Source organism: Shewanella sp. YQ_9 (assembly GCF_043103185.1).
In the GTDB taxonomy this organism is placed as follows: domain Bacteria; phylum Pseudomonadota; class Gammaproteobacteria; order Enterobacterales; family Shewanellaceae; genus Shewanella; species Shewanella algae.
Genome location: NZ_JBICJO010000074.1, coordinates 134,960 through 159,595, shown reverse-complemented (window position 1 = coordinate 159,595; position 24,636 = coordinate 134,960). Strand labels below are relative to the sequence as shown.

The window sequence follows — 24,636 nt, the reverse complement described above, 5'->3', positions numbered from 1 at the left end:
TCAGGCCTCGGTCGGTAGATGCTGACGTACGGCCATTACCTGTTGCATGAAGCTCTGCTCTGTGTGGAACAGTTGCCGCAGCAGTTGACGGAAGTTTTTCACCAGCTCATGTTTGACCCCAGGTTCATCCTCAAGCACCACCCGGAAGTAGTTGCCTATGGCCTCAAAGGAGATGAGATCTGTCTGCTCGCCAAATTGGCTTTGGCAGATGGCCTGGATGATCCTGCTCCAGTCTTCGGCGTTCATCTCCAGTGGCAGCAGGCTTTGCACGCTGGCGGCCAGCTGTTTCATAGTGGTCGAGTCCAGCTTGAAGATCACGTTGACAAAACCGAAGTTGGCCATGATCTGGTACAGATCGCGAAGATCCAATGGTACGGCCTCATCAGGGGCTTGTGCAGAATCTTCTGTGGTCTTGTCCTCGGCTGAAGTTGCGGCGCTGGCGGCTTGCCATTCAATCTCATGCTGTACTTCCTCGAGGGCGCCCAGCACAGCTCTCGGGGTGGCAAACAGTTCTCGGAACAACTGCCCCAAGGCCTGCATCTGAGTCAGGCTTGATACCTTGGCGGGCTCTACCTCGAAGACACATAGACCTTCATCATCCTTGGCCTGCAGCGCTTGCGCCAGCTCAGGTGCTCTTTGATTGAACACGGCACAGATAAAGCGTTGCCAGTTGACGGGGTTATTCATATTGGCACCAGGGCACTGGGCCTCTATGGCCGCGCCCAGGGCGCGGGTTTCCTCAAATGCCAGATCCAGACTAACGCTGATACCCTGCAAGGTAACCGATTGGCGGATGATGCGACGGAATTTGAGCCGGGTTTCGTTATCTTTAAAGGTAACACTTGGCTCAATTTCGGCGCCCGGCGCCTGAGGTGTTTGAGATGGCTGTGGTTTTGGCTGCTGAAGCTCCGCCAGTTTGGCCGCTGCCTGCGCCGGGCAAACCGGTGGCCGCATGGCTTCAAGGTCTGCAATCGCCGAGACTATGACGTCATCACCATAGTAACGGGCAATTATTTGCAGATATTGTCTGGCCTTTTCACCATGCATCAACAGAAAGCCCAATGGATTCATGCCATCGGCATCCGGGGTTTGCGGTTTGACAAAGCCTATGCTGCCCGAGGATTCAGACTTGAGATTCGGATCCAGCATCCAGGGATCGGCCCCCAGTTCCAGCAAACACTCGAAGATCCCGGGGCGATCGGCGAAGGCGGCCTCGAGCAAGGGATGGCTACGCCCGGGCGTCAGTTGATTGATCTTGGCTCCCTGTTGCACCAGTTGAGTGACCAGCCCCTTCTTGCTGGCTTCGACAGAAGAGTGGGCATCGTAACAGTACTGGCTGGTGATGGCCGCCAGCAGTGGGGTGTCGCCCAAAGGCGAGACAGCATTGATATTGGCCCCGCGGCTCAACAAAAGGTCGATACAGGATTGAATACCAAAGGTGCAGGCCGTCATCAGCGGCGTTGCCCTGGAGTCGGGATCCGGATCCAGTACCTCTATGTCCATTCCGAGATCCAACAGGGCAGCCACAGTCTTGGCGCGATCGATTGGATTGATGTCCGAATAGTTGGACAAACATTTGTGCATGGCATTGGAATGATCGAAGCCGCCGACATGATGAATGTCAGCACCGTGCTCGGCAAACCAGCGCAGCAGTTCCGGGCGTCCCGGCATGGCGGCGGCAAAGATCAGGTTATTGCCCAGATTGTTGACTTCATGGATGTTGAATCCGGTTCTTTGCCACAGATAGCGGACAAACTTGAGACTGGTTTCTTCGTTGATAATAGAATGATATCTCTGAACCGTGCTCATCACCCCGGATTCGTGGAACTGTCCCACGGGCACTGTCGGGTCGACACCATAGTCGATCAGCAGATCAAACATGGGGCGGCAGTATTCAAAGTCGTTTTCCGCATCGTAGAGAATGCAGGAGAAAATATGGGTGATATCCGGTTTGGTTGGCGTGCGCTCCACATCCAGGGAGTAGGGCTGATCCACAGCGGCTCCCGCCTCCAGCAGAATTTCCACCGCACTGAGATAGAGTTGTTTGTGTTGTTTGAGCTTGGCGTAGCGAAAACAGAGGAAATACAACAGGCTCCAACGACAGGCATCATTGCCATCCAAACAGAGGCGATCCAGATCCTGTTCGCGCTCTATCAGAAGCCGGAATAGTTCCAGGCCGTCCTCTTCAAGCTCCCACAGTACATCTTCGGTCAGCCAACGCACCTCGGTCCAGGCGCGCATAGTCGGGAAACGTTGCAACAGATATTGCGCCAAAGACCAGCGTTTCTTATGCAGTGCCAGGGTAATTGCCGTTGCCGGGGCTTTGTGGTTGCCGGAGAAGCTCTGATGCACATCGGCCAGTTCAAAATCCGGGAACAGGGCAACGATATCGCCCACAAGTTGTGGACTTTGCAGTGAGTGTATCGCCCAGGCGACCGCATCGGCCGGGATCTGGAATTGCTGTCTCAGCTGCAACAGGCGCCGTATTACAGGCTCGTTGCGGGTGCGTATCGCCAGCTCCAGCAGTGAACCTCCGTCATATTGCCGTTGCAGATCCAATCCCAGACGCAGCAAGAGTTCAAAAATGGCTTCGCGATCCTGAGAGGTTTCCTCCGGTTTGTTGGCGAAACAGTGGAAATAACCTGAGACCATCTCCTCTGTGACTTCAACCTGGGTATCACTCAAGGCAATTAAGGTTTCCAGCGTGGCCAGGTCACTGCAGTATTCGAACGCCCAGTTAAGGGTATTTGGGCTCAAGGGCGGCTGGAAACCTTCGCCCAGCATCTGCTGCACAAACTCATGATCTCTGCGAAGCAAGGCGATATCCAGAGCGGTCCATGCGGAATCTGTCTGCAGCAGGCTGCTGAGCCCTGCCTCCTGCAGCATGCTGAACATGGCACGCTTTTGTGCCGGGTTGGGCTTAACCCTGAGATGGCTTGGATAGAAATGGCTTACCCACATTTCATCATCCATACGGCAGTTTTCATTCACCGGCTCGCCGCGCAGAGCAAAGTTGGGGTTGATGCCACCTTGCAACAATACCTTGAGCAGTTCGAGCCTGGCCTGGCTGATAGTCAGAAACAGGGCACTGCGATTCTCAACGGGATCCACGGCGCCGTGGCGCAGCAACAGGGCGACTTCATCCAGTCTGTCCTGCTCCATGGAACACAAGGCATAAAGAGGCGTGCAGAAGAGTTCGGTGCCACCGGCCGTGGTGAAAGCGAATGCCTGGTTGACATCGGCGCCCTTGGCAATGGCCAACTCGGCAAATCGGCAGCGTTGGCTGGATGACAGGTTGGTGTGACACAGGATCGGGCCGATAACCGACTTGCCAGTGAAATCTGCTTGGGTTGTCAGATAACGCTCAACCTCGGCGGCATCGGCAGAAAACAGATCCAGGCTGTCATCCAGTACCAGACGGGACTGCAGCTTCTCCTTGTTCAGCAGCATGCGCGCCACTTCCGGCTGATGGTGGCTGATATCCGCTCCCAGTTCTACCAGGCGAGTCAGCAATAGGCGTTGACCATTCTTTATCGTCATCGCCAGCAAGGTGTTACCAGAGTAACGTCGCTCTAAGTCACAGTCGTATTGCTGTTCAGTTAACATATTGAAAATGGAGAGTATTTTCAGTTCTGGCATGGGAGAGTTGAACAGCTGAAACAGCAGTGAATCACAATATTCGCGCTCTTCACTGCCTTGATATTCAATGCCGTGAGACAGCAGTAACTGCACAGTTTGTTGCTCCAGCACCGGGTTACGACTGAAGCAGTGCCAGAAGAAACATTCATCATCCAAAAGCGGCAGTTGCTGTTCCAACACAGCCTTGACCATACGATAGTCACCGCGGCAGGTGGCCAATGACAAGAGGTTAAATTCACCCTGCCACAGGATATTGAGATTAACCTCTTGCTCGCTGAGCATCTGCACCATCTCAGCCGAGCGCAGCGCTCGTTGCAGCAGATGATTGGGTTTACGCTCTTTATCCAACAAGTGACGAATACCGGCGCCCAGTTTTAATAGGTGCTGGACGACTCTGTCAAACTTGGGATCGGCCTGTTCCAGCACAAAGTCCAGTGGCCTACATTGGCGAAGTCCGTCCTGAACCAGGCTGTGATCGACATTGTCTGTGCTGACAATTTGGCTGATAGCCACCAGATCCTGGTTGAGAATGTGATCCTTGAGCGCACCGCCTAAGCTGCGGCTGTCTTCCGTGAAATGTTCCATTGATTAGTCTCTTGATGTTGTAACTGCATCACCGCCTTGCGGGCGTGATTACACTAAAGGGTCTAAGTCCATTGATAAACCGGACAAAAGGGACAGCAAGTGTGAGAGATTGCCCCTATCACTAGCGCCATTTGGAGTCGTTTTTACTTTATGAACCTGGGGCTGTTATCACCGAAATCCATGATGGCCAGCTCGCTTTGGTTTGCTGCATCGTCAATGATTCGTTTGACCAGTGACAAACAGTCGCGAAAGCTCTGCTCTGCTTGGCCCAGACAGTTGTGGTGCACTATGGCGCCGTGGCTGAGTATGCCAAGGGCTGTGAGCCGGGTCTGAAACTCCCGGGCAAATGACTGTATCTGCCCGGCTTCATCGTCGCCGGATAAATACTCAAGCGCTAAGAAAAGCATTGAATCGCTGAGCTTTTCGACACATTCGGCGTCGAGCTCAAATTCAGTAATGAGTGTATTGAGTATCTCGATTGACGCGGCCACCTCAGTATTCAGCTGGATAATCAGCATATAAGGAGCGTCATAGTCGTCGAGTCGATTGAGATAGCGTTGTACTTCGTCGGTGGGTTGGGCGCTTTGCCACTGTGCAATACCTTGCATATATTTCCCTGTCATGGCGGCCTAGAGGCCTGTCCTGTGATTTATCCCGCTGAGCCTGCCTGGGTTGGGCTTGTCAGCGAAATGGCCGCCGGGGATTATCCCACTCTCTTGCTTTACTGCAAAGTTTGCAAAGGTAAATCTTTGAGGTTGCCCATTGTTTACTCGATTTCCTCTGAAGCAGAGTTTTCCGGTAACATCTCGCAGTGACAGAGCCTGCCGATGCATGCATCTGTGCAGTTATTTCGTCTTTTTCACACGAGTATGGGAGGTAGTGTGGTGCGCATGGAAGCAATAGAGGAAGGTTTCAAGTTAGTGGCCGAGGCCAAGTTCCGTAACAAGTCTGCTCTGGATAGAGCCAGAAAAATCTGGTCGGGGAACAATGTGAAGCTTTGCCTGGATAAGTTTGTTTTTCTATTGAAAACGACTGATTGGAGCAATCAAGCTGAAGCCGAATTGTGTGCCAAGGTTGCCGTTGCCCTGTGCTCATCAAAAATATCCATTGCTTCAAGCATCATCTCTGCCAAATCCCCCGAGATTATCGCCGTTACCAATACTCTCCTGGACCGAGGGGAGTGTGAGCTTATCGCTGATCCCAAATCTAACTTCAGCTCGGTAGAGCTGGCCCTAACCCTGTGCCAGCTTTATTTCTATCATGGCTATGCTGACCCACAGACCCGCGCCTCGATAGCTCCGACTGTAGTAAAAATGCTGGAGTTGTACCCTAACCTTGATTGTTCCCTGGCGCTGGGGTGTATCTCCTGTCATCCGCAAGCCGAGAGCCTTTATGCGAGGGTGATATATGCCTGTATGCTCAATCGTGACATCTATCAGCATTGTCCTGCAATAGCCGATATTGCCGGAGATATGCTGGCGGCCGGTGAATACAAAGGCTTTTTGTATAAGCACTCTTTGAAAGTCTTTGAGAAAGTTATCTCCTTCAAAGAAACCTGGGATGCATCTGAACTCGGCTACCTTATTGAAAGTTTGCTCATTGAGCCTCTTGATTTGGAAATGCGCAGCCAGGCAGAGTTAATTGAATCGAATCATAGACTTGCCAAGGTGTTAAAGAACAAGTCGGATAAAAAATATTATAAGCAACAGGCCGAGTATATTGAGCATCATTATCCGGAGTTTATTAGCCTCAATCGCCAGGAGGCTGCTCGCAAGTTGGCTGTGTCCCGGAAGTTTTATGATTTTGCTTGCCGCGTTGCCGGGCAATATGCTGCCATCAATGACAAGGCCAGACAGCTGTCTGAGCTACTGCTCGAGGCCAATCGCTTTGCCAAAGGCCCGAAAAAGTTTGCCACCGCGTCAACTGCGGTGAATAGTTTTAAAGATTTCGGGTTGAAGTTACTGGTTATTGAAGAACTTATGTATAGACAAGACTCGCTTTCGCCCAAGTTTTCATTGGCGGAGTTTGCCGCAGAGTATTGTGGTGGCGAAATTGAGCGCAATGATGCCGGGGAGATACCACAGGTGATAGATTTTTATCAGGCGCTGGATATTGCCGATACGGAACTGGCAAAGGTAACCGAGCTCTATCAGGACGATGGTTTATCCGGTGGGGCTGAGGTCTATTACAATATCAATCCTTATTGGGACCCCGGATGCGGCGACAGCATATTGGCGGTGAAGGATATCGCGGCTGAAGACTTAAGCCTGCTTCCCAATCTTAAATTGATCACCACCACTGACCTTAACAACCTGAGCGCAGGTTTTATTGCGGCAGCCGAAAAACGCGGCGTTCAGGTTATCGAAGAGTGAAGTTAAGCCGTTTTGGGATGGCACAACCTGGCTTGGTTTCAGCATAGGTTGTGCCAAGGCCAATTAACTACTGACAGGCGGAAAATCCAAAATAGCGGTGGCGACATTGAAGTAGACGATGACACCTATGATATCGGCTATCGAAGTCACCAGCGGCGCGCTGGCCGAGGCCGGATCCAACTTGAACTTGCTCAGCAAGAAGGGCAGGGACATGCCTATCAGGCTGCCGATAATCACCACAAGCTGCATGGTCAGGGCGACCACCAGGGCGATATCACCGCCGCGCCAATAACCCAGGGTAAATACCGCAATGGCCATGGTGGCACCCAGCAAGCCGGCTACAAACAGCTCTTTGGCCAGTAGCGACAGCCAGTCTTTGAGAACGACCTCCCCGGTGGCCAGCGCCCTGACCATCAAGGTGGCAGACTGCGAACCGGCGTTGCCACTGCTGCCGATGAGCAGTGGCAAGAAGAACACCAGGGCAACATAGGCTGTGATGGTATCTTCAAAGTAGGCGATCCCTGTGCCGGAAAACACATTGCCGAACACCAGCAACACCAGCCAAAAGACTCGCTTACGATAGAGCATGCCAATGCTGGCTTCCTTGAAAGAGCAGGCCAACTGCCCCACTGCGCCGTGTTTGCTGAACTCGGCATCGGCCTGGGCACTGGCCACATCCATGGCATCATCATAAGTGACTATGCCGACCAGTTGGTCGTTGCCGTTGACCACGGGCAGCGCCAGCAGATCATAGTGGGCTATCATCTGCGCCGCTTCTTCTTTGAAGGCTTCCGCTTCTATGGCAATGGTCTGCTCTTTCATAAAGTCTTTCACCAACGCCTTGGGCGGCGCGATGATGAGCTGACGCAGCGACACATTGCCTATCAGGCGTCCGCGCTCATCCACCACATAGGTCTGGTAAATGGTTTCCAGATCCGCTGCCACTTTCCTCAGGCTGTCTATGGCCTCTTCTGCGGTTTGATTGACCCGCAGCAGGGCATAGTCAGAGGTCATAATGGAGCCAACCTTGGAGTCATCATAGGCCGCCAGGGTACGCATGTCCTCGCGCTCCGCCTTGGCCAGTGTCGGCAGCAGCAGGGCTTGCTGCTCAATCTCCAACTCGTTGTAGAGGTCGGCGCGCTCGTCCGCCGCCATCTCCATGATAATTTTCCCAAGGGTTTGATGATCCAGTGCTTCCGCCAGCAGTTTTTGCTGCAGATGGGACAGATACCGCAGCAGCGCCGCCGCGGTTTTGGGCTGGCACAGGGTCAGTATTGAGGCCGTTTGCTGGCTGTCGAAGGCCGGCAGCACGGCGGCTATGTCCGCCGGGTGCAGCTCGGATGCCAGCATCTGCATCGCCTTGGCGTCTTTGTTGGCCAGAATAAGGTGCAGGTTGAGTATGATGTTGTTGCTGTTCATAGGTCATTCTCCCAATGAGCTATCAAGAAAAGAAAAATTGTATGCCGGCGCCAAACTGGCGGGCGCCACCGCCATACTGATTGCCATAACCCAATTGCCACTGCCAACGGGCGTTGGGTTGGTTTTGCCAGAGTAGCTGGTAGCCATAGTCGCCTTGGCCCAGATACTGGTTTTCGAACAGCAGGGTTTGCTGCTGAACTTTGAAGCCGGCTCCCAGGCCAAAAATCATCGCCGGGCCTTCACCCGACTCCAGGCTCAGCCCTAAGTTGTTGCGCACAAAGAAGCCTTGGGTGGCAATCGGCAGATCGCTACTGAACAGGGCGTGCCCCTGCCAGCCATCTCTGTGATGACGCCCCAGCTCCAGTGCCAGAGCCTGAGATAAGCCGTTTGTGGCCAGCGGTTGTTTGTAACCGAGTTGCCAGCCGCGGCTCTCATGCCTGTCCCAGGGGGCATCCCGGTTGTCTGTTTGCAGTTCCAGCGCCAACTCGCCGCCAAAGACGGCTTGGTTGAGCCCCAGGGCAAAGCCGTTGTTGCCCGCTTGTCGTTGCCAGTCGACAGCGAGCTCTGTGGCAGCGGCAATATCGGGATCTTCCAGTAACTGAATGCCGGCATGCAGTTGTCCATGCCAGAGCAGGCCGCCCAGCAGCAGCGCATTGGTATATCTGAGTTTCATGTTTGTTCCTCCTGTGTGGGGGAACACTCAAGGTCGTAGATGGGGCAGCAAGGCTACCCGAAGCAAACCTGTGTTGGTGCAAGCGCATTAAGCTGACAGCCACAGGGGATCGCTGCGGCATGCTCGCGCATGCAAAGCTCAAAAGGTTTTAATGGGGAGTAACGGAAAAGGGATTCTTTACTACGCTACTGCCAGGCCTGGCAGTAGTTTGCGAAGCTGCAGACTAGTGCCGGGCAAATAATCCTGTCTGACTGACAGGGCATCTACTGTCACCTATGTGTGTGTCCACAGTGGGTCTCCGTATGGTTAATTCAGCGGCGATTGTATGGTCGAAACCAAACAAGTCAAGCGGGAGATTGAAAAAGCCTGTCAAACAGGGTTTTTGAGTCACAAATAGCGGCGGTATGTTGTTTATTTGTTGGGCTATTGGGGTGGAATGGGTAGCCGTAAGGTTGTTTTTTGGGCGCTATTGGACAAATCCCAGCAGCGGCTTAATATCAACACTATCACTCAGCAGAGTTACCGGAGCCGCAACGCTTTTCATGTCTTCCAATATCCGCATCGCCAGCCTGAATCTGTTCAACTTTGCCATGCCGCCGCTGGCGTTTCATGAGTTCAACAACATCTATACCCAAGGACAGTGGCAACAAAAGTGCGACTGGATAGCCCGCTGGCTGCAGCAGGCGCAGCCAGATCTGGTGGGCTGGCAGGAGGTATTCAGCCCCGAGCCGCTACGCGAATTGTGTCAGGCTGCCGGTCTTGTCCATTTTGCGCTGGTGGATTCGCCGGTCATAGAAGGCTTTGTTGCCCGCAAGAGTGTGGTGGCTCTGGCAAGCCGTTTTCCGATTGTTTCCTTGGCGGCGGTAGCGCTGGATGCCGAACTGGCATTTTCACTGGGACTCAGGGATGAGTTTCAAAGCAGTCGTCAGATACTGAGAGCCACCTTGATGCTGCCTGGGATCGGCCACTGTGATACCTATGTGGTGCATTTCAAATCACCTCGCAACAAGTTGCCCAAGGGCGCGGTCGAGTTGCAAGGTGCCGCCGGGCTGCTTGCCGAGAGTGCGCTGGGACGTTGGTCAGCCGCTTTGCAGCGTGGCAGTGAGGCCATGTTGTTGTATCAGGCGATACTCAAGCGGCGCCGGCAAAGCGACAACGCTGTGGTGTTGATGGGGGATTTCAACGCCGGCATAGATTCCAGTGAACTCAAGGGCCTATTGGTGGGCGCCGGACAGCTCTACAACGGGGATATTCGCGCTGCAGGCCTTCACGGCCTGCCTGATGAAAGGTTGAAACTGCAACTGGCACATTTTCAGCTGCTTGACGCCTGGCAGCTCTGGCTAGAAGTCTCTGAGCAAACTGGCGATCAAGTGACAGCTACTCGCCCCGTGACCCATTTTCACGGCTCTCAAGGCAGTGTGGTCGACTATCTGTTGTTGAGTCAGGAGTTTGATGCCCGTAGCCAGCATAGCCTGGCAGAAGTGGTGGATTATCGGGTCTATGACAAACATCTGCTGCGGCCGCAGTTTGAGCAGGATGCACAGGCGAGCGACCATACACCAATACTGGCAAAAGTCCGTTTACGCCATCCTTGACGTTGCACTCAGGTGGGCTAATCAAACGGCCAAAAGTCCCAAAAACGCGCGAAAAAGTTGTCGAAAACTCCTGTGGTGAGCCGACTTTTAGGCTATTATTCGCCCCTTGAAAAGTCAGTCGGGTCATCAGGACCCGGTTGCCGACACTCCAGACAGGCGCATCATGGTACTCAAAATCAAACTTAGACCCGGCCGGGAAAAATCCCTGCTGCGGCATCACCCCTGGGTCTTTTCCAGCGGCATTCACAATATCAAAGGCAAACCACAAATGGGCGAAACGGTTGAAGTTGTTGCCCATGATGGCCGCTGGCTGGGGCGGGGCTCATGGTCGCCGGAGTCGCAGATCCAGGTGCGGGTTTGGAGCTTTAATCGCGATGAAGAGATAGACAGGGAGTTCTTCAAACGCCGCATAGTGCGGGCCCAAAAGGGGCGTGATGCCCTGATTGCCGAGAAGGGGCTCACAGGTTATCGCCTTATTGCCGCCGAGTCGGACGGTTTGCCCGGGATCACCATAGACAAGTATGCCAATGTGCTTGTGTGTCAGTTGCTGTCGGCCGGCGCCGACTATTGGCGCGATACATTGGTCTCTGTGCTCTCTGAGCTCTACCCGGACTGCGCCATCTACGAGCGCTCCGATGTCGAGTCACGTAAAAAAGAGGGCCTGGAGCTGGTTACCGGCCTGCTGCATGGCGAATTGCCGGCCATGCCTGTGGTGATAGAGGAAAACGGTATCAAGATCGCCGTGGATGTGACCAAGGGTCACAAGACGGGTTTCTATCTGGATCAGCGTGACAACCGTGCCATGGCTGCCCGTTTCGTCAAGGGTAAGTCTGTGCTCAACTGCTTCTGTTATACAGGCACTTTTGGCCTCTATGCCGCCAAGGGCGGCGCCGCCAGTATTGAGAATGTCGATGTTTCCAAGCTGGCGCTGGACACGGCGAAGCAGAACATGGCACTCAATCAACTGGACGACAGCCATGTGCATTACCATGAGGCCGACGTCTTCAAGCTGCTCAGACAATATCGCGATGAAGGGCGTAAGTTTGATGTCATAGTGCTGGATCCGCCCAAGTTTGCCGATAACAAGGCGCAACTCAACGGTGCCTGCCGCGGTTATAAAGATATCAATATGATCGCCATGCAGCTGTTGCAGCCGGGCGGCACTCTGTTGACTTTCTCCTGCTCGGGGCTGATGCAGGCGGATCTGTTCCAGAAGATAGTGGCCGATGCGGCGTTGGATGCAAAGCGTGAGTTGCAGTTTATCGAGCGCCTGTCACAGGCTTCGGATCACCCCATAGGTGGCGCTTTCCCGGAAGGCTTTTATCTCAAAGGTTTGGTGGCCAGAGTCTGGTAACTCAGGCCACTTTGATTAACCAGGCATGATCAACAAAGAACAAAGGGGGCCTGGCTCCCTTTTTTGTTCCTAATCTTTTTCAACCACCGCTATCTGTGCTGTTGTCGTCTTGGGTTAACCCCTGGCGCCCTTTACTCTATGGGGAAAAGGGGCTTAAATGCGGCAAGGTCTATTAAGTAAACAGGAACATAGGATGTTTAAGAAACTGCTTGCCGCAATTGGCGTTGGTGGTGCCAGTGTAGATACCCGCTTGCTCAATGCCAGCCTGCAACCCGGGCAAACCTTTGAAGCCAGAATCGTGCTCAAAGGCGGCGAGGTAAGCCAAAGTATTGCCGGCCTGGAGCTGGCCCTAATGACCCGGGTTAAAGTCAGTGATGGCGACAGCAGCCACTTTATCAATCATTGCCTGGCCAGCTGGCGCATCAGCGAGGGCTTTGAACTTCAGGCCGGAGAGGTGAGAGAACTGCCTTTCATCGGTCAGTTGCATCCTGAGACCCCATTTACCGAGTTGCCTGTGCGTAACAATCAATGCCGGGTCTGGCTGCAAACCGGGCTGGCGATAGATTACGCCATAGATCCGGGCGATCAGGATCTGCTGCAGATCCAGCCTACCCAGCTGTTGCTGCACCTGCTGCAGGCCATGGAGGAGCTGGGCTTTGTCCTTAAAAAAGCCGATGTCGAGCAAGGCTATATCAACACCTCTGGGTTTCGCAGTGGTTCAGGCTGCTATCAAGAGTTGGAGTTTGTACCCGCAGGGCTTGGGATCCGCCTTTTGCGTGAAGTGGAGCTCACCCTGGTACCGGCCGGAAAGCAAACCCATATCTTGCTGGAGCTGGACCGGGCCTTTCGCGGCGATGGCTATCTGAGTCTGACCTTGGATAATCAGGCCGATTATCCCCAGGTGTTGGCCGCGTTGCAGCCTCATCTGGTTTGAGTCGACTGGCTTGAGCCTGGCGTGAGTCATCCCCATATCTCACAATGTGCGGCGATAACGCCGCTTGAGAGGAGAGTTCTATGTTGATTGCTTGTCCCCAGTGCGCTGGAATGAACCGGGTGCCGGAAGAACGGCTGTCTCAAGGCCCTAAGTGCGGTCACTGTAAGCAGCCTTTATTTCAGGGCAAACCCTTTGAGCTGACCGGCGCCAACTTTGCCAACCATGCCCACAAGTCAGAGCTGCCGTTGGTGGTGGATTTCTGGGCCAGCTGGTGTGGCCCCTGCAAACAGTTTGCCCCCATATTCGAGCAGAGTGCCGCCGAGCTGGAGCCGGAGTTTCGTTTCGGCAAGCTGGATACCGAGGCTCAGCAAGCGCTGGCGGCTCAGTATGGGATCCGCTCCATTCCGACCATAATGCTGTTCAAAAATGGCCGCGTGATAGCCCAACAGGCCGGTGCCATGCCCAAACAGGCATTCCAGCAATGGCTCAAGAGCCAGCCAATTTGAGGCTGGATAACAGCAAAGCTCTGGTGGTGCTGGTTCATGGCTTCAACAAAGATGAGCGCGACATGGAGTTTCTGGCCCAAGGCTTGGCCCGGCAATACAGTATCCTGTGCCCCAGATTGCCCACCCGTTTCGGCTCACTGCAACAAGCGGTAGCGACATTGCGCCAGGCGCTGGATAAGCAGAATTGGCAGCAGTATCCCAGGGTGCACTTTGTGGCTCACAGTATGGGAGGCTTAATCGTCCGGCAACTGCTGGCAGAGCAGCCGCCCGACAATTTGGGCCACAGTGTGTTTATTGCCACGCCCCATGATGGTTCACCACTGGCGAGCCTGGCCGATAAGCTTCCGGGATATTCCAGGCTATTTCAGCCGCTGCAATCTCTGCTGCCGGGGCAGCGCTGGGCAAGTTGGCGCGAGGATAGTCAGGCTCATCTTGGGATCATCGCCGGCAGTGGGACTCAGGATCCCTTGGGTACCTTGATTGACGGCGAGTCCGATGGCCGGGTATCCCTGGCGTCCACCCGTTGTGATGATGCTAATGATTGGATGGTGTTGCCCCTGTGCCATAAGGCCATACATTGGCATCAGGATACGCTGGCGGCGGTACAGGGTTTTCTTGAGCGCGGCCGCTTCGGCGCTGACTAACGGGCATTGGTAATCGGCACTGGTTAAGGGCTCTGGTTAATAGGCACTGGCTAAAGAAAAGTGCCACTGAGTCTCCCGGGTGTTCCGGATAAGCTTACAGATTGTCATTCCGGACCGGGTTCGCACCTTGCAAAATACTCAATTATTATTCACAGAGGGTTTCCAGGCTCACTCAGTTTGGGGGAGCTTATTTATCAGGAGCGAATTTGGCCGCGAAAAAAGGATGGTTGAGGCGACTGACAGCCTGGTTGATAAAACTGCTGTTGGGGCTGGTGATACTGTCCCTGCTGATGGTGATTACCCTTAAGTTTGTTAACCCACCGCTGTGGAGTTGGCGTATTGAACGCTATTGGTTTCCGCCTGCGCCGGTCAAACAGGTACAACATCAGGTGCAACATCAATGGCAGCCGCTGACTAAGATATCTGCCAATATGCAACTGGCGGTGATCGCCAGTGAAGATCAGCGTTTTGCCCTTCATTCCGGTTTTGATCTCAAGGCGATTCAGAATGCCATAGAGGAAAAGCTCCAGGGGGAGCGTCTCAGAGGCGCCAGCACCTTGAGCCAGCAAACCGCCAAGAACCTGTTTATGTGGTCTTCGCGCAGCTTTATTCGCAAGGGGGCCGAAGCTTGGTTCACCCTGCTTCTGGAGCTGGTGTTGGATAAGCCCAGGATCCTTGAGTTGTATCTGAATATTGTCGAATTCGGCCCGGGGATCTACGGCGTCGAAGCGGCGGCGCAGCACTACTTTCATAAGAGCGCCGCCCAGTTGTCGTCCCGCGAGGCAGCCTTGCTGGCCGCCTTGTTGCCCAATCCCTGGCAATATCAAATCAATCCCCCCAGCGCTTACATGAACCGCCGCGCCGACTGGATCCAGCAACAGATGCGGCAACTGGGAAGCGGAACCCTGAAGCAATTGCAATAAAAAAGCCCGCTGGTCAAACGGGCAAACCTGCAAAGGGAGAACAGGTCTAAAAGTTGTATTGCACTCCTATGGCTGCGCCGTCATCTTCTGAGTCGGCCATGCCGGCGAGGCTGGAATGGATCTCACTGCAGTCTTTCCGAGCCTCCAGGAATAGGGTCACACTGCGGTCCAGTTGATAATGCAATCCGGCAAATACGAACTGCCGCTTGAATTCATCGCCGCCATAGGCGCTGGCATATTCGGCACCGGCATCGAGCATGTTGTAGGAGATGAATGGACGCAGGCCATTGATAAATTGATAGGATATCCAAGTTTCCACACCTTGGGATTTTGGCAACATGCGCCCCAAGTTATCGGTATCGTGCCAGGCGTTGTGATTGTAGTTGGCTGCTGCAAACAGGCCGTCACAGCCAAAGCAACCATAGCTGACTCCCATGCCATAGATGTAATCTGTCTCTTGTTGCTGCCGTTGGCCGGTACGTATGATATCTATATCACCCGTGTTGCCACCCAAGGTGAGTTTCCAACCTCCGCCCAGCTGGTAGCCAAGGGCAACTCCGTAGGTGTTGTACATTCGCACTTGAGTGTCATGGAATGAGTCATTCAACATGGAACCCGGAGGGAAAGGATTTATTGGGTCACCACTGGCCTTGAGTTTGGTTAATTCATCTTTAATTTGTGCCTGAACAGCCAACTCGAATGCTCCCCAGCTGTTGCGGTATTGCATGATTTTGTCACCGCGGCCGACACCATTGATTGCGCCATCGCCTTTGTTATAGCTGAATACTCCGGCAGCGTTGCCATCCCACACCATGCCTTGGTTGGTGGCACCGACAACGTCGTACCATACCCCCCATTGCTTACCGAAGGAGAGGCGGCCATAGTTTTCATGGCTGAAGCCGACATAACCCAATCTATTACTGAGAAAATCGTCACTTTCGGCATGTAAGGCACTGTCGCTGCTGTATACCAAATCGGTTTTGCCAACGGCGTTGACGCCCCATTCGAATAGGGTGTCTATGACCCAGCCGTTATTGAGCTTATGGTCGAAGCCGAAGCGTACTCTGGAGCCGGCATTGGCCATCTCGGTTTTTCCCTGGGTGTTGATCACATGCAGTTGCAACCTACCGCCTACAATCACCTGGTTATTCTCATCGCCATAGATTTCGACGGCACTGGCCGTAAAACTTGCCAATATTGATATGACCAATAAGGCTATGGGTTTAATTGCCGGGCTTGAACCTTTCATCTTGTTTTTGTTTCACTCTCACTATTTTTATCCGGATTTTATTGAGGCTTTTTCTTTTTGAAAGTGGTTTGTTCTGGCTCTTGTGGAATTAACACTTGTTGCCGAGTTCTGTGGCTAAATTATTGATGGGTTTTAATCTACGTTGATGATGGTTGTTTTTCTCTAACCTTTTAATTATCGGTATTTTGTATTTTCCTTTGAGTAGGTTTTTACACTTAAGTGAAAAGTGGAATATAAAGCATGATTAATTTTTGTGTTTAATCCGTTTTCGCTTTTCGGTTTTTTGTTGTTTTTTGGTGGTATGGCTTGTTTTCAGGTTGCAGTTGTTGGCTTTTGTGATTGGTTTTGTGTTTTGAATTGTTGCTATATATTTTGTTTTTTTATTGCTAATAAGAAGATTGTTTGTTTTTTGAACTTACTCTTATCAAGCTTGATCGATAACACTATGAATAGATTTAATAATCTATTATTAATTAATATTCATGAATTTGCTTGAATTCACTGTTGTACTATTGCCGATCACATTGTTTTTAACTTATTCAAGATTATTAAAATCACAACACTCTCATATTCAGTTTCTACTGAATTAAATTTCGAGTGGCTAAAAATAAAACAGCGTTAGGTGGATGCTATGGAATATGTAAATTTTTTTGTAGGTATGTTGGCCATTCTTGGCTTGGCACTCTTGGCTAACCTTAATAACTGGCGCCAGATAAAAATCCGTTATGTGATACAACTGCTGCTGGTGGAATTGTTGCTGGCTTGGTTCCTGTTGAACTCTTCTGTTGGGGTGACAATAGTGGGAGGCTTTGCTGCCGCCTTCTCTAAGTTACTGGAGTTTGCCAAGCAAGGGACGGATTTTGTATTTGGCAGTGTGACCAATGAGGGGGGATTTACCTTTTTCTTCATGGTATTGATGCCGATTATTTTCATTTCTGCCTTGATAGGTATATTGCAGTACTTGAGAGTCCTGCCCTTGATCATCAAGGGGATAGGCATCTGTCTCAGTAAGATTAACGGCATGGGAAAGTTGGAGTCATTCAATGCCGTGAGCTCCATGATTGTGGGCCAGTCAGAGAACTTCATTGCCATCAAGAACCTGGTTCCCCACATGACAGACAAGCAGATGTACACCCTATCTGCCACAGCCATGTCCACAGTATCCATGTCGATTGTCGGTTCCTATATGCAGCTTATAGAGCCGCGTTTTGTGGTGACCGCCTTAATACTGAATATGTTCAGTACCTTTGTGGTGCTCAATATTATTAACCCCTATGAAGTGGATAATTCGACCACAGACCAACTGATGACTGCCGATAAAAAGAGTAGTGGCAAGGTCAGTTTCTTCGAGATGCTGGGGGAATATATCATTGCCGGTTTTACCGTTGCCGTCATAGTCGCGGCCATGTTGATTGGCTTTATCGCCCTGATTGCCTTGGTCAACTATCTGTTTGAGGTGGTGTTCGGTATCAGTTTCCAACAGGTATTGGGTTATGTGTTCTATCCCTTGGCCTGGTTGATAGGTATTCCTGCCAGCGAAGCGATGCAAGCGGGCAGTATCATGGCCACCAAGTTGGTAACCAATGAGTTTGTCGCCATGATAGATATGAGCAAAATGGTCAAAGAGGGGGCCTTGTCGGCTCATACCACTGGAGTGTTGTCGGTGTTCCTGGTGTCTTTTGCCAACTTCAGTTCAATTGGAATGATTGCCGGCGCGGTGAAGGCGCTCAGCCCTGAAAAAGGTGCTGTAGTATCCCGCTATGGTCTCAAACTGGTTTACGGGGCGACTCTGGTCAGCTTATTGTCGGCGGTTATTGCAGGCATCATGCTCTAAGCAGTGGGGAGCCGAGGCTCCCCCCTGTTTCTTCAAACCGAGTCTGCGGCGGCCGGTAAGCTCTCTAGCGCCCCTGGCGTGTCGGCACATACGCGATTGCGGCCACTGTTTTTGGCTTGGTATAGTGCGCGGTCGGCTCGTTTTACGGCCGCTTCTATCGATTCTGTTGCAATTTCAACCTCGGCCACGCCCAAGCTTATGGTGCAACTTATCCTGTCTCCCGTGTCGGCGGTTAGCTGCATCGCTTCGACATTGAGGCGCAGCTGCTCGGCTCGCTGCAGGGCTTGGCTTAGGGAGGCTCCCGGAAGCAAGATCACGAACTCTTCACCGCCGAAGCGGGCCGCCATCTCGGCTCCTTGGCAGTGTTGCTTCAATAATTTGGTCAGGGCGACGATCACCCTGTCGCCCAAGTGATGACCAAAGTTATCGTTGATCTGCTTGAAACTGTCTATATCCAGAATAAGCACAGAGATAGCCTCGCCATTGCGGCCGGCCAGCTTAAGTTGATAGTCGGCCTCAGAATAGAAATAGCGCCGGTTATAGAGTTTGGTCAGAGGATCTGTGGCCGCCTGGCGTTTGAGTTCTTCCTGCGAGGCGCGGATATCCTCCAGGATTTTAATCCTGTAGGAGATGATAAATGCCAGGGTCAGGGCTTCCAGCATAATGCCTATGCCGACTCCGTGGCTGCTGAGATAGCTCGGAGAGATCAAGCCCTTGTAGAAGAGCACGGCTATGCCGTTGAAGATCACGAAGAAGCTGTGGCCCACCAGAAAGTACTTCACCAGGGGGTTGCCCTTGCGATAGAGGGAGATACTCACAGAGAAGGTCACCAGCATCATGAGTGCAGCCAGGCTGCTGGCGGGTTTGAGTGCCGCAGAGATATCAAATAAGCCCCAGAACAGGGTCGCCAGCAGTAACAGCAACATCAGCTGCAACGCCTTGTGCTCTGTGGGGTAGAACTGCCTGGTCTCGAAGATGGCCGTCATAAACAGCAGCAGGAAAATCGGCATGGTGATCAGCGACAGATTGAGCATGAAGACGCTCGAGCCGTAGGCGTTGAACACGCTGGCAACTAGACCATAGGATAAGGCTATCCACACCAGACCCGAGATCAGATACAACGAATAGTAGATGTTCTCTTTCTTACTGGTGGCGAAATACAGCAGGCAGTTGTAGAACACCAGTGCCAGCAACATGCCCACCATAAGTGCAATATCATAGTGAGTGCTCACCAGGGCCCGCCGCGAGTTTTCCTCATCCATCAGTGTCATGGCAAACCATTGATGGGAGTAGGCGTGGCTACGAATATACAGGGTTGTTATCTGATCTGGGGCCAGCTTCAATGGGTAGACGCCTGTACCCCGATACATGAGTGGGTTGTCGGCGGCCTGTTCGAGATCCAACTGCTCGTGTCGTTGCAGTTGTTGGCCGCTTTCCTCATATATGTCGATTTGCTGCACATGGTAAGCATGGGGCAGGTGTAAAAACAGCGGCTTTTCCTGCGAGAGCTTATTGTGCAGTATCAGCTTGAACCAAGTGACCCTGGCATTGGTGCCCAAGGTGGTGACATTATTGGTTACGCCGAAAGGCTTCTGGCTTGCCTGCTCAAAACCGAGACTCTGGCTGTCATCAATAAAATAGCCGATTTTGAATTCATCAAGCGCGACGCTGCTTTGTTCTATGTCAACAATGGGAAGCTTAACCTGCTCTAATGCAAATAGTTTTAGGCTGGTTAGCAGCAAAAACAGACACAGCAACGTATATCTCAATTCCATTCAGGTATCCATCTTCCCTGGCGCCGGCATGTCCAGGCGCCTCTTTATTGCTCAATGGTACCCAAGGATAAAAAGTGTCGCCAGCAATACCATGCTACATGCGGTTTATCGCAGACAATTATTGACGTTGATCTTTCGGTGAATCCATTACCACCATGGTGGTGATGGATTTGACTTGAGGATATTCTCCGAGGACTTCGGCATGAAAACGTTTATAGCTGCTGAGATCTTTGGTCTCGACCCGCAACAGGTATTCGTTGGCGCCTGTGATATTGTGGCACTCGATCACTTCCCTGGCGTAGCGGATATGCTCTTCAAAGCCCAACTGGGATTGTTTACTGTGACTGTTGAGGCCTATGGCCACGTAAGCAATAAAACCTATGTTCAGTTGGCTCTTGTCCAATACGGCCCGGTAGCCCTTGATCAGTTTTTTTCGCTCCAGTTCCTGTACCCGCCTCAGGGTGGCAGAGGGAGATAATCCCACCCGCTCGGCCAACTCGACATTGGAGATCCGGCCATCACTCTGTAGCTCTTGCAATATTCTTTCGTCAAATCTATCCATGGTGATGTTTTGTTGCTTACTTTTCGCTTTAAGAGCAAATATAAGCACAAAATTGCGTACCAATCCATCTAGTATTTGCTGACTGTTTATTTCAGGAGTAAAGCAAGAATGGAGCCTAATTTGCTATGGCCTTTGGTGATGTTTGCCTTTGTTTCAACCGTGACCCCAGGGCCCAACAACATCATGCTGATGACGTCAGGTGCTAATGTGGGTTTTATTCGCACCTTACCGCATATGCTGGGGATAATACTGGGGTTCAGCCTGATGCTGTTGTTGGTGGGGATCGGCGTGACCGGCTTGTTTCAGGCCTATCCTTGGTTGCACCAGTTACTGAGTTTGCTCTGTATTGCTTACATGGTGTATCTGGCGTTGAAAATCGCCTTGAGTCGTCCGGGAAATACCAATGAAGGTTATCGCAGCATGACCTTCATCCAAGCGGCATTGTTTCAGTGGCTCAATCCCAAGGGATGGTCCATGGCGCTGGCGGCGGTGAGTCTTTACAACCCGAGTGCAAGTTGGCAGCAGTTGTTGCTGATCTCTGTAATATTTGCCTTGGTCAATGTCCCGTCTGTCAGTATCTGGACCCTTATCGGCAAACAGTTGAGTCGCTGGCTGACGGCGCCCAACTACGCCCGTGGTTTTAACCTGTTGATGGGCGGTCTTTTGCTGGCATCCATAGTACCCATGCTCTGATGTTCGCTTTCCATGGCATTAATATGAAAGAAGGCGACCCTGAGTCGCCTTCTTGCTTGGATGCCGATTATCGGCGATTAACGTGGGCCCGGCTCGGCATAATGGGTCATCCAGTCTTTGACCTGGTTATACCAATAGATAGAGTTATTGGGCTTCATGATCCAGTGGTTCTCATCGGGGAAATAGATCATCCGCGATTCCACTCCACGGCTTTGCAGGGTGCGGAACAGCTCAAAACCTTGCCCCACGGGCACCCGGTAGTCCAGCTGACCATGGCTCACCAGCGTCGGTGTATTGAAACCTGCGGCAAAGTAATGGGGTGAAATCGACTGGTAGATCTCCGGGTTTTCCCAGTAGTGGCCGAAGCGGGTGCTGTGCACGGCGAAGTCGGAAGCCATCTGGGAGTACATGTCGTACACGGCGGCATGGATCAACAGCGCCTTGAACGGATGCTTCTGCCCGAGGATGATGGAGGTCAGATAGCCGCCGTAGCTGGCACCACCGGCCACCATGCGATCGCTGTCGATCCAGCTCTTTTGTTCAAACCAGTCGGCCGCCTTGAGGACATCATCCAGAGACTTGTTTTTCCAGTCCGGGTTGATGGCATCGGCAAAGTCCTGGCCGAAGCCGCTGGAACCGTGGAAATTGGGCCAGGCGGTGACATAACCCCAGGAGGCAAAGGTCTGGGCGTTCCAGCGATAGTGGAAACCATCACTGATGGCGTTGTGTGGGCCGCCGTGTACCAGCATAAACAGCGGGTACTTCTTGCTGCGATCGAAACCCGGTGGGTAGTGCACCCACATCTGGATATCCTGGTTGTTGTAACCCTTGTAGGTCACAGACTCATAGCTGCCCAGATCCACATCCTTGAGCAGTTCATCATTGAACTGCTCCAGCCTTTGGCCCTTGCCGTTCTTGGGATTGATCGCCAGCAGTCGCGCCGGATAAAGGAAGCTGTCGTTGAGGGCAATCAGAGTGCCTTTCTTACCTATCTGCGGCTGACCATAGTTGGTGTCCTTGGTGATCGCCTTCACTTTGCCGCTCTTGGCATCGATATGATAGATACGACTGGTGGCGGCATCATCAATGGCGGCGTAGAAGCCTTTGCCATCCGGCGTCCAACTGAACTGAGACACAGATCTGTCCCAATTGGCGGTCAGGGTCTTGAGCTTACGGCTGTGGATATCCAGCAGCATCAGCCTGGAGGTGTCGGCATAGAAACCCGGGATCTTCTGGCGAGTGAAGGCCAGCGTCTTGCCGTCGGGGCTGAAGCTTGGGCGGCTATCGGGCGCTTCGTTGTCCGGTGTCAGGTTTTCTGCCTTGTCTGCGCCTATCTTGCCGAGGAAGATGTCCAGCTTGGGATCGACCCGGTTGTCGGAACCGTAGGCGTTGAAGGCGATCAGTTTCTCATCGGCAGAAACATCATAGCTGCCGGCACTTTGACTCGAACGAGGCAGCTCATGGCCCAGCGTTTGAGTAATGGCTTCTATCTCACCTCCCTTGGCGGAAATTCGGAACACATGCGCCTGACGACGTTCATCCAGCCAGTGATCGAACTGGGCATAGGGCAGGGCATTCCACTGCTTGGCCGAGGTCTTGTTGTCCTTGTCGGCTTTCAGCTGATCTTGCATCTGCTTCCAGTCCTGCCCGGGGAAGATGTTGCTGATGAAATAAAGATGTTTGCCAACCCATTTGATGCCATACACGCCGGTAGGCACTTCGGTCAGCCGCTGGGCTTCACCCGGGCCATTCATCGGCAGCAGATAGATCTGCCCGGCATCGTCTTCATTGCGCTGGCTGACAAAGGCCAGAGTGTTGCCATCGGGAGAAAATACCGGGTTGCTCACCTTGAGTCCGGCGGCAGTCAGTGGGCGTTGATGTTTGCCATCGGCATCAAAGTACCAAAGTTGGGTCGACCCTTTGTCGGCCTTGACATCATACTCGGTCACGGGGGCGATGATATGCTCGCCGCCGGGCGATACTACCGGGCTGCCGATACGCTTGAGTTGCCACAATAGCTCAACCGACAAGGGCTTGCCCGGCTCTGCCCACGCCGATGCCAGTGGCATCAAGAGGCAGAGCAACAGAATTCCAACCTTCTTCACGGAAAGTCTCCTTTAGATACAGATAGTTATTATATTTGGCAGCGAAGGCTGCCTCGGGAGTATATCCCCGGATGATGAAAACAAGCTTATCCGGGCACGGTTTGATGGGATTATTTTGTGTAACTTTCTGTTAGCGCTCGTACGGTATCGTGCGAAATTTGGCCGTTTTGTATGGGGTTAAGTCAGGTTATTTATAATCAGAGGCTATAAAGAATAATAACTTAATATTTTGTCGTGCTTAAACTAGCGCTTATTATGCGGTAGATTCTCTCTTCATATACCGTTTCCCGTATAAGGTTCCATATGTCTATTGCAGTTATCGCATCCATTGCGGTATTTCTCGGCGTTCTGTTTATTCTGTTTCACCAACAGCAAAAAGAGCACAAATTATCCCGGCTGGTGCTGATCGGTTTAATCCTCGGCAGTGCCTATGGTTTCCTGATGCAGTCTTACTTTGGCGTGGACAGCCCGGTCACTGCAGAGGCGCTCAGTTGGATAGCCATAGTCGGTGGTGGCTATGTGGCCTTGCTGAAGATGGTGATCATGCCCTTGGTGTTGGTGTCCATGGTAGCGGCAGTGGTCAAGTTGGATAAGGGCGGCTCGCTCGGCAAGATTTCCTCCCTGACCATATTTATTTTGATGGCGACCACGGCCGTAGCGGCTTTGATAGGTATTCTGGTCACTTCCATCTCAGGGATTTCTGCCGAGGGGCTGATAGCCGGTAGCCGGGAAACGGCGCAAATGGCGGTATTGGATACCAAGGCGGCTTCGATTGCCGATCTGACTGTACCGCAAATGCTGCTGAGCTTTATTCCGGTAAATCCTTTTGCCGATCTGGCTGGTACCCGTTCCACTTCCATCATTGCCGTGGTGATTTTTGGTATCCTCCTCGGGATAGCGGCCCGCAAAGTGATGCATGAGAAAGAGCAACTGGAATCCCCTATACGAACCTTTGTTGAAGGTGCGCAGGCGATTGTTATGCGCCTGGTGAAGATGATTATGGCGCTGACTCCCTATGGTATTGCCGCGCTAATGGCCAAGGTGGTCGCCTCTTCCAGCGCTGCCGATATGCTCAACCTGTTGGGTTTTATTCTGGCCTCTTACGTCGCCATCCTGCTGATGTTTGTTGTTCACGGCATGCTGGTGGCTATGGTAGGCGTTAGCCCGCTGGACTACTTCCGTAAAATTTGGCCCGTGCTGACCTTTGCCTTCTCGTCGCGCAGTTCGGCGGCGACTATTCCGTTGAATGTCGAGGCTCAGGTGACCCAGCTGAATGTGCCGCCGGCCATTGCCAATCTGGCGGCCTCGTTCGGTGCCACTATCGGTCAGAACGGCTGCGCCGGTATCTATCCTGCCATGTTGGCTGTCATGGTGGCGCCCAGCATGGGCATAGATCCACTGGACTTGCATTTCATGCTGTCCTTGATTGCCATAGTGACCATCAGCTCCTTCGGGATAGCCGGTGTCGGTGGCGGTGCAACATTTGCGGCGCTGATCGTTCTGCCTGCCATGGGGCTGCCGGTGGCCATTGTGGCGCTGCTGATCTCCATCGAGCCGCTGATTGATATGGCGCGTACCGCCTTGAACGTATCCGGCTCCATGACCGCAGGTACCATGACCAGTCGGCTGTTGAAGCAAACCACGGAAAACCAGACGGCCGATCAGCAGTAAGTTGCCCCGGCTAACGGTTTGACAAAAAGGATGCTGCGGCATCCTTTTTTAGATTGGCACAGGTAATGAAAATCTTACTTAAAAAGGACATTACCCCGCATCC

18 protein-coding genes are annotated in these 24,636 nt (G+C 52.5%); 10 read left to right on the top strand and 8 right to left on the bottom strand.

From position 1 onward, the window contains the following. Together ACF8D4_RS20290 and ACF8D4_RS20285 are read right to left on the bottom strand one after the other, a co-directional pair. On the bottom strand, positions 1-4,224 hold the full coding sequence (locus ACF8D4_RS20290) for a hypothetical protein (protein ID WP_335899314.1): 4,224 nt from the start codon (positions 4,222-4,224) through the stop codon (positions 1-3). Positions 4,225-4,367: 143 nt separating this feature from the next. Beyond that, positions 4,368-4,832: a hypothetical protein gene (locus ACF8D4_RS20285; protein WP_096141968.1), complete on the bottom strand. Its 465-nt coding sequence runs from the start codon at positions 4,830-4,832 to the stop codon at positions 4,368-4,370. Positions 4,833-5,114: 282 nt separating this feature from the next. Here ACF8D4_RS20285 and ACF8D4_RS20280 point away from each other — a divergent pair, with 282 nt between their 5' ends. Next, complete coding sequence (locus ACF8D4_RS20280) at positions 5,115-6,596, top strand: DUF6892 domain-containing protein (RefSeq protein WP_392466971.1); 1,482 nt, start codon at positions 5,115-5,117, stop codon at positions 6,594-6,596. A gap of 63 nt (positions 6,597-6,659) precedes the next feature. Here ACF8D4_RS20280 and mgtE read toward each other — a convergent pair whose 3' ends face one another. Beyond that, the gene (mgtE, locus tag ACF8D4_RS20275) at positions 6,660-8,015 is read right to left on the bottom strand and encodes a magnesium transporter (protein WP_144220422.1); all 1,356 of its coding nucleotides are present in this window, start codon (positions 8,013-8,015) and stop codon (positions 6,660-6,662) included. Between the two features lie 22 nt (positions 8,016-8,037). Continuing rightward, complete coding sequence (locus ACF8D4_RS20270) at positions 8,038-8,688, bottom strand: hypothetical protein (RefSeq protein WP_044733690.1); 651 nt, start codon at positions 8,686-8,688, stop codon at positions 8,038-8,040. A 542-nt stretch (positions 8,689-9,230) separates the two neighbouring features. Between ACF8D4_RS20270 and ACF8D4_RS20265 the strand changes: the two genes are divergently transcribed. The 6 genes from ACF8D4_RS20265 to mtgA all read left to right on the top strand — a co-directional run bounded on the left by ACF8D4_RS20265 (position 9,231) and on the right by mtgA (position 14,644). Next, the gene (locus ACF8D4_RS20265) at positions 9,231-10,283 is read left to right on the top strand and encodes an endonuclease/exonuclease/phosphatase family protein (RefSeq protein ID WP_392466968.1); all 1,053 of its coding nucleotides are present in this window, start codon (positions 9,231-9,233) and stop codon (positions 10,281-10,283) included. Positions 10,284-10,446: 163 nt separating this feature from the next. Then, positions 10,447-11,637, top strand: coding sequence for a class I SAM-dependent rRNA methyltransferase (locus tag ACF8D4_RS20260; RefSeq protein WP_144216899.1), 1,191 nt, complete (start codon positions 10,447-10,449; stop codon positions 11,635-11,637). Between the two features lie 193 nt (positions 11,638-11,830). Next, entirely contained in the window at positions 11,831-12,571 is a 741-nt protein-coding gene (locus ACF8D4_RS20255) for a sporulation protein (protein WP_044733691.1), read from the top strand. An 80-nt stretch (positions 12,572-12,651) separates the two neighbouring features. After that, entirely contained in the window at positions 12,652-13,077 is a 426-nt protein-coding gene (gene trxC / locus ACF8D4_RS20250; RefSeq protein ID WP_028781103.1) for a thioredoxin TrxC, read from the top strand. Beyond that, the gene (locus ACF8D4_RS20245; protein ID WP_208125503.1) at positions 13,053-13,721 is read left to right on the top strand and encodes an alpha/beta fold hydrolase; all 669 of its coding nucleotides are present in this window, start codon (positions 13,053-13,055) and stop codon (positions 13,719-13,721) included. The genes trxC and ACF8D4_RS20245 overlap by 25 nt, the downstream gene beginning before the upstream one ends. Before the next feature lie 206 nt (positions 13,722-13,927). Further along, complete coding sequence (gene mtgA / locus ACF8D4_RS20240; protein ID WP_037475400.1) at positions 13,928-14,644, top strand: monofunctional biosynthetic peptidoglycan transglycosylase; 717 nt, start codon at positions 13,928-13,930, stop codon at positions 14,642-14,644. A gap of 46 nt (positions 14,645-14,690) precedes the next feature. On the opposite strand, the gene ACF8D4_RS20235 is transcribed toward mtgA, so the two are convergent. Then, entirely contained in the window at positions 14,691-15,893 is a 1,203-nt protein-coding gene (locus ACF8D4_RS20235) for a porin (protein ID WP_045284007.1), read from the bottom strand. Between the two features lie 631 nt (positions 15,894-16,524). On the opposite strand from ACF8D4_RS20235, the gene ACF8D4_RS20230 reads away from it, so the two are divergent. Further along, positions 16,525-17,727: a NupC/NupG family nucleoside CNT transporter gene (locus ACF8D4_RS20230; protein ID WP_028781105.1), complete on the top strand. Its 1,203-nt coding sequence runs from the start codon at positions 16,525-16,527 to the stop codon at positions 17,725-17,727. A 32-nt stretch (positions 17,728-17,759) separates the two neighbouring features. Here ACF8D4_RS20230 and ACF8D4_RS20225 read toward each other — a convergent pair whose 3' ends face one another. Both ACF8D4_RS20225 and ACF8D4_RS20220 read right to left on the bottom strand, forming a co-directional pair. Beyond that, positions 17,760-19,502 (bottom strand): diguanylate cyclase, encoded by a 1,743-nt coding sequence (locus ACF8D4_RS20225; protein ID WP_392466962.1) that lies wholly within the window; start codon positions 19,500-19,502, stop codon positions 17,760-17,762. Positions 19,503-19,620: 118 nt separating this feature from the next. Then, a complete protein-coding gene (locus ACF8D4_RS20220; protein ID WP_234522718.1) occupies positions 19,621-20,064 on the bottom strand; it encodes an Lrp/AsnC family transcriptional regulator in 444 nt (147 codons plus the stop codon). 108 nt (positions 20,065-20,172) lie between these two features. Between ACF8D4_RS20220 and ACF8D4_RS20215 the strand changes: the two genes are divergently transcribed. Further along, positions 20,173-20,757, top strand: a complete 585-nt coding sequence (locus ACF8D4_RS20215) for a LysE family translocator (protein WP_392466959.1) — start codon at positions 20,173-20,175, stop codon at positions 20,755-20,757. A 77-nt stretch (positions 20,758-20,834) separates the two neighbouring features. Here the strand turns inward: ACF8D4_RS20215 and ACF8D4_RS20210 are convergent, their stop codons facing one another. Next, on the bottom strand, positions 20,835-22,862 hold the full coding sequence (locus ACF8D4_RS20210; RefSeq protein ID WP_028781109.1) for a S9 family peptidase: 2,028 nt from the start codon (positions 22,860-22,862) through the stop codon (positions 20,835-20,837). Between the two features lie 303 nt (positions 22,863-23,165). Here ACF8D4_RS20210 and ACF8D4_RS20205 point away from each other — a divergent pair, with 303 nt between their 5' ends. Further along, positions 23,166-24,533 carry an L-cystine transporter gene (locus tag ACF8D4_RS20205; protein ID WP_392466956.1) on the top strand — a complete coding sequence of 456 codons (1,368 nt, stop codon included), beginning with the start codon at positions 23,166-23,168 and terminating at the stop codon, positions 24,531-24,533. The last annotated feature ends 103 nt before the right edge of the window (positions 24,534-24,636 follow it).

What these genes read in the sequence shown, in the direction of transcription:
- ACF8D4_RS20265 (WP_392466968.1), top strand. Translation starts at nt 9,231, where the DNA reads ATGTCTTCCAATATCCGCATCGCCAGCCTGAATCTGTTCAACTTTGCC.
- ACF8D4_RS20280 (WP_392466971.1), top strand. Translation starts at nt 5,115, where the DNA reads ATGGAAGCAATAGAGGAAGGTTTCAAGTTAGTGGCCGAGGCCAAGTTC.
- ACF8D4_RS20255 (WP_044733691.1), top strand. Translation starts at nt 11,831, where the DNA reads ATGTTTAAGAAACTGCTTGCCGCAATTGGCGTTGGTGGTGCCAGTGTA.
- trxC (WP_028781103.1), top strand. Translation starts at nt 12,652, where the DNA reads ATGTTGATTGCTTGTCCCCAGTGCGCTGGAATGAACCGGGTGCCGGAA.
- ACF8D4_RS20270 (WP_044733690.1), bottom strand. Translation starts at nt 8,688, where the DNA reads ATGAAACTCAGATATACCAATGCGCTGCTGCTGGGCGGCCTGCTCTGG.
- mgtE (WP_144220422.1), bottom strand. Translation starts at nt 8,015, where the DNA reads ATGAACAGCAACAACATCATACTCAACCTGCACCTTATTCTGGCCAAC.
- ACF8D4_RS20235 (WP_045284007.1), bottom strand. Translation starts at nt 15,893, where the DNA reads ATGAAAGGTTCAAGCCCGGCAATTAAACCCATAGCCTTATTGGTCATA.
- ACF8D4_RS20215 (WP_392466959.1), top strand. Translation starts at nt 20,173, where the DNA reads ATGGAGCCTAATTTGCTATGGCCTTTGGTGATGTTTGCCTTTGTTTCA.
- ACF8D4_RS20260 (WP_144216899.1), top strand. Translation starts at nt 10,447, where the DNA reads ATGGTACTCAAAATCAAACTTAGACCCGGCCGGGAAAAATCCCTGCTG.
- ACF8D4_RS20205 (WP_392466956.1), top strand. Translation starts at nt 23,166, where the DNA reads ATGTCTATTGCAGTTATCGCATCCATTGCGGTATTTCTCGGCGTTCTG.
- ACF8D4_RS20230 (WP_028781105.1), top strand. Translation starts at nt 16,525, where the DNA reads ATGGAATATGTAAATTTTTTTGTAGGTATGTTGGCCATTCTTGGCTTG.
- ACF8D4_RS20225 (WP_392466962.1), bottom strand. Translation starts at nt 19,502, where the DNA reads ATGGAATTGAGATATACGTTGCTGTGTCTGTTTTTGCTGCTAACCAGC.
- ACF8D4_RS20285 (WP_096141968.1), bottom strand. Translation starts at nt 4,832, where the DNA reads ATGCAAGGTATTGCACAGTGGCAAAGCGCCCAACCCACCGACGAAGTA.
- ACF8D4_RS20220 (WP_234522718.1), bottom strand. Translation starts at nt 20,064, where the DNA reads ATGGATAGATTTGACGAAAGAATATTGCAAGAGCTACAGAGTGATGGC.
- ACF8D4_RS20245 (WP_208125503.1), top strand. Translation starts at nt 13,053, where the DNA reads ATGGCTCAAGAGCCAGCCAATTTGAGGCTGGATAACAGCAAAGCTCTG.
- ACF8D4_RS20290 (WP_335899314.1), bottom strand. Translation starts at nt 4,224, where the DNA reads ATGGAACATTTCACGGAAGACAGCCGCAGCTTAGGCGGTGCGCTCAAG.